The sequence below is a fragment of the Pseudomonas sp. So3.2b genome (assembly GCF_019464415.1).
In the GTDB taxonomy this organism is placed as follows: Bacteria; Pseudomonadota; Gammaproteobacteria; order Pseudomonadales; family Pseudomonadaceae; genus Aquipseudomonas; species Aquipseudomonas shahriarae.
Genome location: NZ_CP080494.1, coordinates 2,645,577 through 2,659,377 on the forward strand (window position 1 = coordinate 2,645,577; position 13,801 = coordinate 2,659,377).

The 13,801-nt window shown below is 63.0% G+C and carries 9 protein-coding genes and 1 pseudogene; 6 read left to right on the forward strand and 4 right to left on the reverse strand.

Annotation, left to right across the window (positions count from 1 at the left end; translation table 11 throughout):
- Window positions 1–856: 856 nt before the first annotated feature.
- The 4 genes from K1X80_RS11795 to K1X80_RS11810 all read right to left on the reverse strand — a co-directional run bounded on the left by K1X80_RS11795 (window position 857) and on the right by K1X80_RS11810 (window position 6,889).
- Window positions 857–1,678: a hypothetical protein gene (locus K1X80_RS11795; protein WP_220172905.1), complete on the reverse strand. Its 822-nt coding sequence runs from the start codon at window positions 1,676–1,678 to the stop codon at window positions 857–859.
- Complete coding sequence (locus tag K1X80_RS11800) at window positions 1,675–3,273, reverse strand: hypothetical protein (RefSeq protein WP_220172906.1); 1,599 nt, start codon at window positions 3,271–3,273, stop codon at window positions 1,675–1,677. Before K1X80_RS11800 ends, K1X80_RS11795 begins: the two co-directional genes overlap by 4 nt.
- A 71-nt stretch (window positions 3,274–3,344) precedes the next feature.
- A complete protein-coding gene (locus tag K1X80_RS11805) occupies window positions 3,345–5,078 on the reverse strand; it encodes a hypothetical protein (protein ID WP_220172907.1) in 1,734 nt (577 codons plus the stop codon).
- Window positions 5,075–6,889: a tyrosinase family protein gene (locus K1X80_RS11810; protein WP_220172908.1), complete on the reverse strand. Its 1,815-nt coding sequence runs from the start codon at window positions 6,887–6,889 to the stop codon at window positions 5,075–5,077. The genes K1X80_RS11805 and K1X80_RS11810 overlap by 4 nt, the downstream gene beginning before the upstream one ends.
- Window positions 6,890–7,049: 160 nt before the next feature.
- On the opposite strand from K1X80_RS11810, the gene K1X80_RS11815 reads away from it, so the two are divergent.
- The 6 genes and pseudogenes from K1X80_RS11815 to K1X80_RS11840 all read left to right on the forward strand — a co-directional run bounded on the left by K1X80_RS11815 (window position 7,050) and on the right by K1X80_RS11840 (window position 13,792).
- Window positions 7,050–7,529, forward strand: coding sequence for an Lrp/AsnC family transcriptional regulator (locus K1X80_RS11815; protein ID WP_057959148.1), 480 nt, complete (start codon window positions 7,050–7,052; stop codon window positions 7,527–7,529).
- Between the two features lie 1,054 nt (window positions 7,530–8,583).
- The gene (locus tag K1X80_RS11820) at window positions 8,584–9,186 is read left to right on the forward strand and encodes a transposase (RefSeq protein WP_057438711.1); all 603 of its coding nucleotides are present in this window, start codon (window positions 8,584–8,586) and stop codon (window positions 9,184–9,186) included.
- A 62-nt stretch (window positions 9,187–9,248) separates the two neighbouring features.
- A complete protein-coding gene (locus K1X80_RS11825; RefSeq protein ID WP_057438710.1) occupies window positions 9,249–10,838 on the forward strand; it encodes a ShlB/FhaC/HecB family hemolysin secretion/activation protein in 1,590 nt (529 codons plus the stop codon).
- A 25-nt stretch (window positions 10,839–10,863) separates the two neighbouring features.
- Window positions 10,864–12,663, forward strand: coding sequence for a DUF2341 domain-containing protein (locus K1X80_RS11830; RefSeq protein WP_220172909.1), 1,800 nt, complete (start codon window positions 10,864–10,866; stop codon window positions 12,661–12,663).
- Window positions 12,664–12,674: 11 nt separating this feature from the next.
- Window positions 12,675–13,094, forward strand: a complete 420-nt coding sequence (locus K1X80_RS11835; protein ID WP_057438708.1) for a biopolymer transporter ExbD — start codon at window positions 12,675–12,677, stop codon at window positions 13,092–13,094.
- Window positions 13,091–13,792 (forward strand): annotated as a pseudogene (locus K1X80_RS11840) (energy transducer TonB). Before K1X80_RS11835 ends, K1X80_RS11840 begins: the two are co-directional and overlap by 4 nt.
- Window positions 13,793–13,801: the final 9 nt, after the last annotated feature.

Below are 13,801 nucleotides of genomic sequence, written 5' to 3' on the forward strand. Positions count from 1 at the left end.
CCGGAGTGCCGGCCCAGCCAAAAGTAACCAAAAGGGCTCTTGCCCCACCACTCGGCACCTCGCCCAGGCTCGGTGTGCCCGTCATCCGACATTGATTTGGGGGGCCGCCGCGATGGGCCATCCATGGCCCAGCGCGGCTAAACCGGCGTCCTGCCGGTTTACCCCCCAAATCAATATCGGATGACGGCCAGCGTGGTTTAACGGGGCGCCTCAGATCAAAAGCAAAGCGAGGCGGCCTGACAGCCGACCTGATCGTCGAAGCGTGTGCGTACCCCTGTGGGAGCTGGCTTGCCTGCGATGACGGTGCATCAGCCAATACATTTATCGACTGATACACCGCCATCGCAGGCAAGCCAGCTCCCACAGGGGGGAATGCAGCTTCGCGCCCCGGCTTTGCTGTTGCTGTTGCTCTGCTTTTGATCTGGCTTTTGATCTTGATCTCAGGCGCCCCGTTAAACCACGCTGGCCGCAGGCAGGTATTGCGCAGTGGGCACCCCGGCATGGATGCCGGGGTAGCCGCGACACGGCCATGGATGGCCGATCGCGGCGGGCCCACGGAGCAATGCCTGACTGCGGGCATGCCGAGCCTAGGCGAGGCACCGAGTGGTGGGGCAAGAGCGCTTTGCTTACTTTGGCGCTCTTCCAAAGTGAGCCGCCGTAAGGGCGGAACCCTAAGTGGCCGTGACCGCAGCAACGGATATGTACACAACCCCAGAAAAGAGCTGTGTAGATACCTATGCCGCGATGCCGCTGACCCACCGCCATCGCGGGCAAGCCCGCTCCCACCGCGACGCGGGCGAAGCAGAAAAACCCCTGCCACATCACACATCAAATGTGGAAGCTGCCTTATACCCACTCAAGGCTGGCAAGGATCGGTCCTGTTCAACAAATTCCCCGTCGAATACCACACACGCTGCGCCGCCGGCCCCAGGTCCAGCGCCACTGGCGCATCCGCACGCCCCTCCAGCAAGGTCGGATAGACCCCAGGTTTGAGCGGCGACTGACACACAATCGGCAACGACTGCACCGTGGTGAAATTCAAATCCACCGTAGACACCAATTGCGCCGCCGAAAACGGCGCCGGTGGCCCAGACAGGGTGATGATTTCCTGGAAGTCCGGATCCTGGGCGATGTAGTGCGTCAGGTGCGCCTCATTACCCCGGCCAAACAGGGTGTACACCATCTGCTTGGGCCGCTCGATCCCCAGGTTGAACGGCCGGTAGATCACCACCGCCTCGACCGTCACCGGCACGTTGTCAAACAGCACCGGCCCCGGGGTGCCGCCGCCATCATTGGAGTAGCCGTCATAGATCGTCGCCTTGAACGCGGTCACTTCGCCGGCCTTGAGTTGGGGCAGGGTGAAGGTGTCGTTATCGACGTTGATCAGGTTATACGGCTTGCTCGGGTTGGCTGCGCGCAGGGCCTGGTACTTGGCCATTACGTCAGCCGGCAGGCTGGCCTGCAGGACGATCTGGTACATGTGCTTTTCCGTGGTGAACATCGGCATGTGCACCAGGAACAGGGTCTGCGAGCCGACCATGAACATGCCGTGGTTGCCCGGTGCATCGGCATCGGCGCCGTTGTTCTGGGCGTGCAGTTCATGGGCCGAATGGGCAAAGGCCTGGGGGGCGAGGGCCATTGACAGGGCGAGCAGCAGGGTGGCGAGGGAGCGTTTCATGGTTGGCCGTCCTTGAGGGTTTCGAAGGCATGTACGCGTTTGATCAGGCTCGTTTGCCTGGCCGAATCGGCGTTGTTGAACAGGAACGAGAAGTCCGAGGCCAGGGTGGCGCTGCCGGCAATGGTCGCTTGCTGATGGCAGTCATTGCAGTTCATGCCCTGGACGTAGGTCTCCAGGGTGGTATTGGCCACGGGTACGTTGCTGTCGCTGATAAAAGCACCGTAGGACAGGGGAACCTTCGCCTTCGGGCCCGGCTCGGGGTCGGGCGGCGTCGGGGCGGTGATCCACAGTACATTGATCAGCTTGTAGTACTGGAACACCGACTGGCCGTTGGTCTGTTGGGCGAAGCTGGCCTGCACTGCGCCGTTGAGCGCCTGCATGTCCGACGACAGTGGGTGTTCGCGGGTGGTCTGCACCGGTTGGTCCCGTGGATAGGGTTCGGTGCATTCGCGATCCGGGTGGTGCTGTTTGCACTGGATGCGCGCCACGTTCGGCGTACACACATCGGGGCCGCCGGTGCAGTTGGGGTTGTTGAAGGTGTAGCCGTCCGGGGGCAGTTGTTGCGCGGGCACCTGGCCCGGTTCCGGTACGTTGTCCACGTGCTCGAAGGTGGTCCAGATAAAGTTCGGTGAGCTCTGGGTCTTGTTGATGATATGCAGGCCCACCAGGCCCACCACCTGTTGGGTGCATTGCAGGGTGGCGGGGTTCTTGAGCCAGGCCACAGTGGTCAGGTAGCGCCCGTAGAGTTGGGGCTGGCCGGTGAGGATGCGCCAGGCGGCCTTGAGTTCCAGGGCGCCCAGTTGCTCCTGGGGCAGCGGGGTGGTGGGCATCGAGCGCATCAGCTCACCGGCGGGCAGCGACAGGCCGGCCGGGTGTTTGCCATCGCTGTTTTGCGCGACGATCAGTTGATTGGCGGCATCGTACAGACCGTTGTCGACGATGTAGTCGAACTCGGCCTTGCCCACCTTGCGTTCGAAATACACCAGGTTGCCGGTCTGGTCCGTGAGCCAGCCACCGGCGGCTTCCATGATCGGGTCGGGAATCGACGCCAGGGTGCCGCTGGACAAGTGGAAGCGATGCCTGGCGTTGGTCGCGCTTTCCGAGGTGGCATTCATGAATTTACGCGCCCCTACCGACAGGGCCTGGAGGCTGTCCTGGCTGCTGCAATTGGGCGGCACCAGGGTTTGCACCCCCCAACCGCTGGGCTTGGGTGCGCCGGGCAGGAAAATCTCATTGGCGTCTTTGTAGCTGGCCCATACCGGCGCCACGCTCATGGGCTGTCCGGCGGTGGTGGGCACGCCGAATTGCGCGACGGTGATGGTTCTGTCCGGCTCGCCCGCCAGGCTGGCATTGGCCGGCCAGCCGGGGTCCACCGGCCAGTTCAGGGCGATGAACAATTGCCAGCCAAAGCAATTCATAAAGCTCTGGCCGGTGGTGTTGAAGTTGTTGACCGGCATAAACCCGCCGCTCTTGGGGTTGAACACCAGTTGCTGCTGGACGCAGTTATCGGCATCGGACGCGTGGGCCAAGGGCAGGATAAACAGTGACAGCAGGGTGCTGACCAGCAGCAGACGACTCAAGCGAAACCTGGACATCATCGCGCTCCTTGCAGAAATGAGGGGGGCTTGTTGTGGCGAGGGGCTTGCACCCTCGCCACAGGGGGGGCTTAGGTGGATGGCACCAGCGCCAGCCCGGATTCCCACGGGTGGTCCGCCGCGCTGACGTTATCCGCCTCGCCCGGGTTGAGCGCGCGTACCGTCACCAGCCCCGGCGCCGCGTTCGCCGCGACGCTGATGGTCATGATGTAACCCTGGGTGCCGCCCGCGTTGGTCTGGCCGGGAATGGCCGAGGCGTCGGGCATGAACTTCGTGACCTGTGCCGTCACCCCGGGATTGCTGAACTGGATCCTCGCCGTGGCGGCGGTGGTCTGCAGATCGGCGCCTTGCACCACCAGGACAAACTGCCCGCTGCTGCCAGGGGCCAGCCAGGCCGGCAGGTCGGTAGGCGACTGGCCGTAGAACAGGTCCAGCGGCAATAACTGCACCGGCCAGGGTTGCAGGCCATTGACCCGGTCTTGTACGCAAGGAGACGGCGCCGCCGTGGTGCTCGGCATGACGGTCACACTCAGGCCCACCAGCAGTTGCTGGGCAATCACCCACACATAGTCCACGGCCTGGCCGTTGATGGTGATGTCATTGATCGAGAACCCCGCGCTTTGCGGCACCTCGAACACCGCCTGGAGGATCTGGTCGGAGCCATTGATCGCCGATTTGGCGGTGCCGCGGGTAATGCGCCAGTACTGACTCACATCCTGCCCCTGCGGGCCTTTCCACGCGCTGAAGTTGGTCGGTTGCTGCAGGTACAGGGCGATGGGATTGGTCAGGGAGATACGGTTGCTGATGGCCGCCTCATTGGCCGCAAAACCGATATGCGGGTCGGAGTTGCGATAGTTCTGCCCATATTGCGCGCAGCAGATCAGCGACTGAGGGTTCTGGCTGCTTTTCAGGGGCCGCATGATCGTGGCCGCCGCCGCCAGGTACACCTCGGCGCTGAGGGTGTTGGGGCCGGACGTCAGGTGCATCGCGCCGCCGAACTGGCCGGGCGTACAGGCGGTGCCGGCGTTCCATTTGTTGACAGTGTCGTAGGCGGGCAGGCCCGTGGTCGGGTCAATCACCGGATCCCCGGCATTGCCGGTCGGGCAGTTGGTGGCGTAGCGCAGGTAGAGGTCTTCGAGTTGGACGTTCGGGTCGATGTAGTCGCGATACAGTCCCAGCACGGCATTCGGGTCGATGCGCCACATGGCCAGGAAGTACGCCGGGTTTTCGCTGGTGAAGGTGATTTTGCGCATGTCGCCATTGGCATCGCGGACAATCGACCACTCGCAATACTCGTCCAGCCAGCCCCGTGGGCCCGAGGGTGAGAAGTCCTTGTACTTGCCGTACCAGTCGATACTCGGGCAACGGGTCACCGGCAGTTGCAGCAGGGTGCCTTTTTTGTCCGGGTCGTACAGGGTGTACAGGGTGTTGTTGATGGTGATCTGGCCATTGTCGGTCAGCTCCATGACCTGTTGCAGGGTCATGGCCTTGCCGCCCAGTTGCGGAATCACCGCCGTGCCGTTGCTATAAAAAAACGTCCACAGCCGGTTGGGAAAGGGTTGCCAGGTAATCGCCGGCGGGGTGGTGTCGCCATAGCCCTCGACCAGCGGGTTGTAATAGCCCGAGCGTGGCGCGTCGTATAGGCCCGACCATGGGTTGCCGATGATCGCCGCTTCGGTCCAGCCGGTGACGTCGTTGTTCCAGTCGGTTTCAAATTGCGGCAACTGGTCTTCCAGGCCCAGCTTGTTGTAGTCCTTTGGCGCTTGCCCGGCGGGGGAGGTGAATTGCTTGAAGGGCGTGCTCATGTCAGATCTCCATGGGGGGTAGAAACGGAGCAGCAACCGGCACTCGGGGGAGGGTCGGCAACGGTCTGGCGCGGGTCGTCCCACACCAGTTGGGCGATAAAGCCAGGCAGCGGCGCATACTCTTGCGGCGCCAATACCCGGCCACTATCGAGATGGGTGACCAGCAGGCTCAACTGCAGCGCGTCCGTGGGGCCAAGGTGCAATGCCGTGACACTGCGCGCGGCATTCAGCGCGCGGCACACGCCATGGGGGATGCAGCGCCCCTTGTCATCCACCAGGCCCATGCCGATCCGGCTGAAGCGCCCGACGTAGTGCGGGTTCTCAGCGCTGACCTGCTGGGGCGTGGCGTCGGCCTGGTTGAGGAAAACGTCGATCAGGTAGGTGTCGTGGGTGCAGCGCACATGGTCGAACACTACCCACGGGCCGCTGGCCTGGGCCTGCTCCTGGGCAGGCGCGGCACTGTGCGGGCAGCACGCTTTTGCGCTGGCGCGTCGTGCACCGAACGGCGGCGCCACCGGGGTGCCGTAGTCGTAGCCGATGTGCCGGCTGTCCTGGGCCATATCGCCCAGGGTGGTGTAGCGCCAGGCATCGGCACTGGTGAACGTGACCGTCTCGGCCTGGTTGCCGGCAAACGGCTGGAGCAGGCACTGGGTGGTGTACTGCGCCGCCGGGTTGGCGCGGATCCAGATCTCCAGCACGCGGTCTATATTGGCGTGGTAAGAGCAGAACAGTGGGTCAAACGCGGTGTAGGCGTTATCGGCCATATCGCCGCCGATCCAGCCGTGGTAGTTGTCGTGGGGCTGTTCGTACAGACCATCGAAATTCAGTGTGCGATTGGGATACAACTCGTCTTTTTGCGGCGGATCGAACTCGGTGATATTGGCCCAGGGATACCCCGGCACGCCCTGGGGCTGGCTGAAGGTCTTGAACGTCAAGGCATCCACCACCTGCTGCTGGAAAATCCGGCTCATGCCATACAACTGGGTGCGTTTGAGGCGTTGTGAGTCGCCCTGGGTGTAGAACAGCGGGTTGCGTTGCACAAAGCGGCAATCCACGCCCTCGACATTGCCCGAGGCACACACCTTCGAGCGCCCATCCTTGGCCGCCGCATAGCGCAATGGGTTGGGCCGCACTTCGCCGCTGCGGGGGTGCACATAGGTTTCATCGAGAAACGCCTGGGGCAAACCGGCCTGGGGGCTGCCATCGACACTGGCGTCTTCGGCCATCCAGTCCCAGTACGGAATCGGGTAGTCAATCAAGGCTTCCAGGTACAGCAGGTAAGCGCGATGCCACAGGGCAAAGGCCTCCTGATAATGCAGGCACCAGTTGCTGTGGATATAGGCATAGCGCTGCCACGGCGAGCCACTGTCCGGGTTGCCGATCTGCATCACGTCATCGAGCCGCGCGCGGTACAGGTCCAGTTGTTCCTGGCTCAACGCACGGATGTCCTGGCGCACGCGCCTGACCGGGTGCGGCAGGTCTGGCGGTGGGATGCGCTCGGCGATATCGAACGGCGAAAAACTGTTCAGGCGCCAGCCCTGGTTGACCCACAACCGGAAGGTTTCCAGGGCGTCGATCGGCCAGAACTGCCGGTCATCCAGGGTCAGCGGCATGTTGCGTGAGGCCAGGTGCTGGTAGATGGTTTCGGACCAGGTCTTGACCGAATCGGGGTCTTCCAGGAACACGTCGTAGGCATTCATGCAACGCACCCACGAGCCTGCGACCTGGCCGCGCTCGGCGGGCGGTATCCAGTAAGGCGCGGTGAAAAGCCCTTGGATATCAGCGGTCCATGTCGGTTTCGCAACTATCATAAGATCCCTCTCACGCCGCCCCATGCTGGATCTTTCGGGGCTGCTAAGCTGGAATTGATAGTAACGGGCCACTGTGCAGTGATTTGTGCAAATTGGCCGCCCGTTACGGCGGATTCATTGCAGTTTTCTCAAGGAAGAAGTGGAAATAATGACAGACGCCATGGATTTGAAAATTCTCGGCAAATTGCAGAAGGATTGTACCCAGAGCCTGGACCTGCTCAGCGACAGCGTGGGGCTATCCTCGACCAGTTGTTACCGGCGCATCCGGCGCCTGGAGAGCGCGGGGATCATCAAGGCGAAAGTCGCAGTGCTGGATGAAAAAAAGCTGGGGATCCAGGTCACGGCGTTCTTTTTGATCAAGCTCGACAAGGACAGCAACGACATTGATCGCAAGATGCAACACATCCTGGCCACCCGCCCGGAGATTCAGGACTGCTACCTGATGACCGGGGAGTTCGATTTTGTGATGGTGGCCAAGTTTCGCGATGCCACGGAGTACACCGAATATATCTATCGGTTTCTCGACACTTACCGCGATATTCCGATTCGCACTTATTCGTCGACGCTGGTGGTGCGTACGGTGAAGAAGTCTTATGAGCTGCCGCTGCAGGGTGTGCAGCATTTGCCTCCGGATCTGTAGACGCGCGGTTTGTGGCATAGGTATCTACACAACTCTTTCGTGGTTGTTGGGGGTTGTGTACATATCCGTTGCTGCGGTCACGGCCACTTAGGGTTCCGCCCTTACGGCGGCTCACTTTGGAAGAGCGCCAAAGTAAGCAAAGCGCTCTTGCCCCACCACTCGGTGCCTCGCCTAGGCTCGGCATGCCCGCAGTCAGGCATTGCTCCGTGGGCCCGCCGCGATCGGCCATCCCTGGCCGTGTCGCGGCTACCCCGGCATCCATGCCGGGGTGCCCACTGCGCAATGCCTGCCTGCGGCCAGCGTGGTTTAACGGGGCGCCTAAGATCAAAAGCCAGATCAAAAGCAGAGCAACAGCAAAGCCAGAGCGCGAAGCTGCATTCCCCTGTGGGAGCTGGCTTGTCGGGTCGCCGCATCGCTGCGATGGCGGTTCATCAGCCAATACATTTATCGACTGATACACCGTCATCGCAGGCAAGCCAGCTCCCACAGAGGTACGCGTACGCCTCGACGATCAGGTCGGCTGTCAGGCCGCCTCGCTTTGCTTGTGATTTTGATCTTAGGCGCCCCGTTAAACCACGCTGGCCGTCATCCGATATTGATTTGGGGGGTAACCCGGCAGGACGCCGGGTTAGCCGCGCTGGGCCATGGATGGCCCATCGCGGCGGCCCCCCAAATCAATGTCGGATGACGGGCACACCGAGCCTGGGCGAGGTGCCGAGTGGTGGGGCAAGAGCCCTTTTGGTTACTTTTGGCTGGGCCGGCACTCCGGGCTCTTTTCCAAAAGTGACCCGCTGTAAGAGCGGAACCAATAGCCGCCATGACCGCAGCAACGGATATGTACACAACCCCAAAGAACCACCAAAGAGCTGTGTAGCGACCTACGCCCATCGCGAACAAGCCCTCTCCCACATTGGGTTGCTGACGACGCCCGACAATCAGCCCTGCGGAATGAAGCTTTTATGACAAAAGTTCGGTAGTCCCCCCGTCCCTCCGTCTTGCCTATGTAACGCGCTCAAGCACGCGAAACAGGCCAGGAGTGGGGCGGATGGGAACTATGGAACGCTACTCGAAAGTAGGCATGCAGGAACTCGATCAGCGCCTGTCGAAGATCGTCGAAGCCGCCCGCAAGAAGCCGGTGTCGGTCTATCGCTATGGCGCGCCCTGGGTCTGGATCGTGTCCCAGGAGGACTGGCAAGGCGCTTTGAAAGAGGTGTCCAGCTATATACCTGCCGGTCACTCCCTGGTGTTGCTGCGCCCGCAGATCGACGAGGTGCTGGAGCAGCACCACGACTTGCTGCAGGCCCTGAATGCCGAGCCTGGCATGCTTATCGCCCCGCGCACGGTGCTGCAGATTCTGCTGCTGCAACTGCTCTATTCGGTGCCCAGCGAACAGCAACTGCACGAGCAACTCAACTACAACCTGCTGTTCCGCTGGTTCGTCGGCCTCGACCTGACCCAGCGGGTGTGGGGCATCCACGTTCTGCAGCGCGATATCGCCACGCTCCTGGGCAACCCACGGGCGGTGCAGTTGATCCAGAAAATCATCGGTGAAGTGTTCTGTGGCGCCTTGCTGCACATGCCGGAGTTCTCCTTGAACTTCGCGCTGCTGCATACCTGGCTGGCACGGCATGCCAATACCTCGACATCCAGCAATTGAGTCGGCCGAACGCGGTGCCAACAACCGTGAAGGCCAGCCATTCGAGTAATCCAGGGGGCGGTGTGACGCATCTGTTCAAATCAACGCTGGCGCTGTGCTGGCTGACACTGGCGCTGCCGGTGTCAGCCGATGAGCCAGGTGGCGCGTCCGAGGCCGCGGTGCGGCGGGTGGACGTCAATGAGTACTTTGTGCGCGGCAATACGGTGCTCGACGCTCGGGCGATCGAAGAGGCGGTGTACCCGTTCCTGGGCCCGCAAAAGACCTTGAGCGATATCGAAGGCGCCCGCGATGCCTTGCAGAAGATCTACCAGGCGCGCGGTTATCAGTCGGTGTTTGTCGAGTTGCCCGAGCAGAAGGTCGATGACGGCATCGTCTACCTGCAAGTCAGCGAGACCAAGGTCGGCCGAGTGCGGGTGGTGGGGGCCAAGCACTATTCGCCGGTAGAGATCCGCGAAGAAGTTTCGGCGCTGAAGGAGGGGGCGGTGCCGGATTTTGCCACGGTGCAGACCCAGCTCGCCGGCCTCAATCGCGGGGCAGGGCGCCAGGTCACGCCGCTGGTGCGCGAGGGCCAGCGCCCCGGCACCATGGATGTGGACCTGCAAGTGGAGGACCAGAACCCCTGGCACGCCAGCCTCGGCCTGAACAACGACTACAGCGCCGACACCGAGAAGCTGCGCAGTGTCGCGACCCTGGGCTACGACAACCTCTGGCAACTGGGCCACAGCGTGTCCTTGACCTTCTTTACTGCGCCCCAGGACAGCGAAAACGCCAAGGTCTGGTCCGGCGCCTACAGCGCGCCGCTCAACGAGCGCTGGACCGTGCAGTTCTCCGGTTATCAGTCCGACAGCAATATCGCCACCATCGGCGGCAGCAACGTGCTGGGCAAGGGGCACTCCTACGGCGTCTCGGCGATCTACAACCTGCCGGCCAGTGGTGTCTGGGCCAACTCGTTATCGGTGGGGGTGGACTTCAAGGACTTCGAGGAGCAGATGCAGTTCGGCGCCAGCCGCGACCAGATCCCGCTCAAGTACGCGCCACTGACCTTCGGCTACAACGGCTACCGCTACACCGAGCAGGCGCAACTGGGCCTGGGCCTGAACCTGGTGGTCGGCACCCGTGCGTTTTTTGGCTACGGCAGCGACGCCGAAGAATTCCAGTACAAACGCGACCAGGCCAGCCCCAGCTTTGCCGTGCTCAAGGGCGACCTGAATTACACCTACACCTTCACCGGCGACTGGCAGTCGGCGACCAAGACCGCGTTCCAACTGGCGTCTGGCCCGCTGGTCTCCAACGAGCAGTATTCGGCCGGTGGCGCCACGTCGATCCGTGGCTACCTGGCCGCTGAGCGCACCGGGGATGAGGGCTACTTGCTCTCCCAGGAATTGCGTACGCCATCCCTGGCCAAGTTCCTCGGCAGCTATGTGCAGGAGTGGCGCTTCTACGCGTTTGCCGAAGGCGCGCGCCTGCGCCTGCATGACCCGCTGCCCGAGCAGGAAGACGAATACAGCCTGGCCAGCGTCGGCCTCGGCACCCGTGCCAGTTTGAGCAAGTGGTTGTCCGGCAGCCTGGATTGGGGCTACCCGCTGCTCGATGGACCGAACACCCAGAAACAGGACTCGCGACTGCACTTCAGTGTGCAGGCGACTTTCTGACCCTTTTTTCCGGAGAACCCTTCACATGCAACGCCTATTTCTGAGCCTGTTGATCTGCCTGGGCTTCGTGCTCCCGGCCACCGCCCAAGCCTGGTGGCAGGACGACTGGCACTACCGTAAACAGATCTCGCTGGACACCACCCCCCAAGGCGCCGCGATCAATCAGGCGCTGGGCCGTACTGCCTTGCTGGTGCGCTTGCACACCGGCAACTTCACCTTCGACGGGGTCAAGGAAGACGGCGCCGACCTGCGTTTTGTCAGCGCCGACGACAAGACCGTGTTCAATCACCAGATCGAGAGCTTCGACCCGCTGATGGGCATGGCGTTGATCTGGGTCGATGTGCCCAAGATCGAAGGCGGCCAGCGTCAGGACCTGTGGATGTACTACGGCAACGACAAGGCCCCGGCGACCGGCAACGGCCAACTGACGTTCGATCCGAGCTACACCGCGCTCTACCATTTCGAGGGCGCCAACGGCACGCCGGCCCGTGACACCACGGCCTATGGCAACACCGCGCTGAACGCCACCGGTGCGAGCATCGACGGTGTGATCGGGCGGGCCTTGCAGTTCAGCGGCCAGCCGTTGCTGTTGCCGGCCAGTCCGTCGTTGCAACACACCGCCAGCGGCGCCTTTACTTTCAGTGCCTGGCTGCGCCTGGACCAGGCCGCCGGTGAGCAAGTGGTGCTGGCCCGCCGTGAAGGAAGCAGCAGCCTGGTGCTGGGCCTGAACCAGGGCATGCCGTTTGTCGAGATCGACGGCCAGCGTGCGGTATCGACCCAGCCGCTGAACCCTGGCCAATGGCAACACCTGGCCTTTACGGCCGCTGGCAACGCTGTGACCCTGTATGTCAACGGCCGCGAAACCGCGACCCTGGCGCTGGCGATGCCGGCGTTCAATTCCCAGCTGGCCATTGGCGCCGACCTGCCGGAGTCCACCGGCGGCCTGCTGCCCTTTGTCGGGGCGATGGATGAGCTGCGCCTGTCCAAAGTCGCACGCCCGGCGGGGGCGTTGTTGGCCGATGCCAGCGCCCAGGGTTCTGAGTCGAAACTGCTGGCCTATGGCGTGGATGAAGAACAGTCGGGCTTTGGTTTCGGCAGCCTGGGCTTTTTGCTCAAGGCCGTGCCTATCGACGCCTGGGTGATCATCCTGGTGCTGGTGGCGATGATGGTCCAGTCGTGGGTCATCATGTTCCGCAAGAACCGCATGGTCAGCCGCGTCAGCAGTGCCAACGAGATCTTCCGCGAGCAGTTCGCGCAGATCGGCACCCGCCTGGAGATGTACTACGACGACCAGATCCTGGCCGAGCGCATCGGCCACTCGTCGTTATGGCGCCTGTACCGCGTCGCCGTCCAGGAAATCCGCACCCGCCGCGCCCAGGGCGCCGACACCAGCTCGGTCTCGGCAGCCACCATCGAAGCCATCCGCTGCTCCATGGACGGCGTGCGCACCCGGGAAAACCAGCAGCTCAGCGCCAAGCTCTCGACCCTGTCCAACGCCATTGCCGGCGGCCCGTACATCGGCCTGCTCGGTACGGTGCTGGGGATCATGGTGGTGTTCCTCGGCACGGCCATGGCCGGCGACGTGAACATCAATGCGATCGCCCCGGGCATGGCTGCTGCGTTGCTGGCCACCGCCATGGGCCTGTTTGTCGCGATCCCCGCACTGTTTGGCTACAACCGCCTGATCACCCGCAACAAGGAGGTCAGTGCCGACATGCGGGTGTTCGTCGATGAGTTCATCACCCGCCTGGCCGAGATGCACGGCGAGAGCCAGTCCAGCGAAGCCGCGCATCGGCGCGCCCAGCCAGCCCACGTACCGGCCTGAGGAGAATCAGCATGGCTTCTGTGAATGCCTCCCACGACGATGACGAAGACGCCGCCGTCGACAGCATCAACATCACGCCCCTGGTGGACGTGCTGATGGTGGTGCTGGTGATGTTTATCCTCACCGCCACGGCCCAGGTCTCGGGGATCCAGATCCACTTGCCCAAGGCCAGTGCCTCGGTGTCGTTGTCCGAGGCCAAGACCAAGGCGATTTCGGTGAATGACGGCGGCCAGGTATTCCTCGACGCCTACCCGGTAACCCTGGGGGAACTGGAAGAACGCCTGCGCATCGAGAAAGCCCTGAACCCGGAGTTTCCGGTGATTGTGCGCGGCGATGCCACGGTGCAGTACCAGAAGGTCATCGAGGTGCTTGATTTGCTGCGCCGCCTGGAGCTGTCCCAGGTCGGCCTGGTCACTGGCAAACCATCATGACCGCACAGATGCCGATCCCACCCACGCCCGTGAAGAAGTCGCCGCTGCGCCCGCTGAAGTGGGGCGCCGGCCTGCTGGTGGGCGCCGTGGCCGCGTGGTTCCTGTGGCAGTGGGCCAATGACATGAGCGGCGTGCGCCGCGAAGCGCCCAAGGTGCCGATGATTATCCCGTTGCCGCCACCACCGCCGCCGCCCCGGAACCGCCCAAGGAGCCCGAGCCCCAGGTCGAGGAAAGATCCCCGAGCCTGAGCCCACGCCTGCGCCGGAGGAGGTCAAGCCGGAGCAAGAGGCACCCCGAGTCCCGCCGACGACCTGGCCAACCCGATGCAGATCGACGGTGATGCCCAGGCCGGTAACGACGGTTTCAACGTGGGGGCCGGCAAGGGCGGCGGCATGGCCGGCTCCGGTGGGGGCGGCCTGGGCACGGGCACGTTCAAGCAGTACCTGGCCGGGGTGTTCCAGCGCCTGCTGCGCGAAGACCCGGAGTTGCGCAAGAAGGCCTATGCGGTGCAGGCCGACCTGTGGCTGAGCGGCGATGGCGAGGTCACGCGTGTAGAGCTGGCCCAGTCCAGCGGCGATGCCGACACCGACGCCCAGGTACTGGCGGCACTGCGGGCCACGCCCCGTTTGAAAGAACGCACACCGGCCTCCCTGACGTTGCCGGTGCGCCTGTCCCTCAAGGGCCGACGCCCGGAGTGAGCCAACCTT

Excerpts from the sequence above, each read along its gene's own strand:
- K1X80_RS11810 (WP_220172908.1), bottom strand. The coding sequence starts at position 6,889 with ATGATAGTTGCGAAACCGACATGGACCGCTGATATCCAAGGGCTTTTC.
- K1X80_RS11800 (WP_220172906.1), bottom strand. The coding sequence starts at position 3,273 with ATGTCCAGGTTTCGCTTGAGTCGTCTGCTGCTGGTCAGCACCCTGCTG.
- K1X80_RS11830 (WP_220172909.1), top strand. The coding sequence starts at position 10,864 with ATGCAACGCCTATTTCTGAGCCTGTTGATCTGCCTGGGCTTCGTGCTC.
- K1X80_RS11820 (WP_057438711.1), top strand. The coding sequence starts at position 8,584 with ATGGAACGCTACTCGAAAGTAGGCATGCAGGAACTCGATCAGCGCCTG.
- K1X80_RS11815 (WP_057959148.1), top strand. The coding sequence starts at position 7,050 with ATGGATTTGAAAATTCTCGGCAAATTGCAGAAGGATTGTACCCAGAGC.
- K1X80_RS11805 (WP_220172907.1), bottom strand. The coding sequence starts at position 5,078 with ATGAGCACGCCCTTCAAGCAATTCACCTCCCCCGCCGGGCAAGCGCCA.
- K1X80_RS11835 (WP_057438708.1), top strand. The coding sequence starts at position 12,675 with ATGGCTTCTGTGAATGCCTCCCACGACGATGACGAAGACGCCGCCGTC.
- K1X80_RS11795 (WP_220172905.1), bottom strand. The coding sequence starts at position 1,678 with ATGAAACGCTCCCTCGCCACCCTGCTGCTCGCCCTGTCAATGGCCCTC.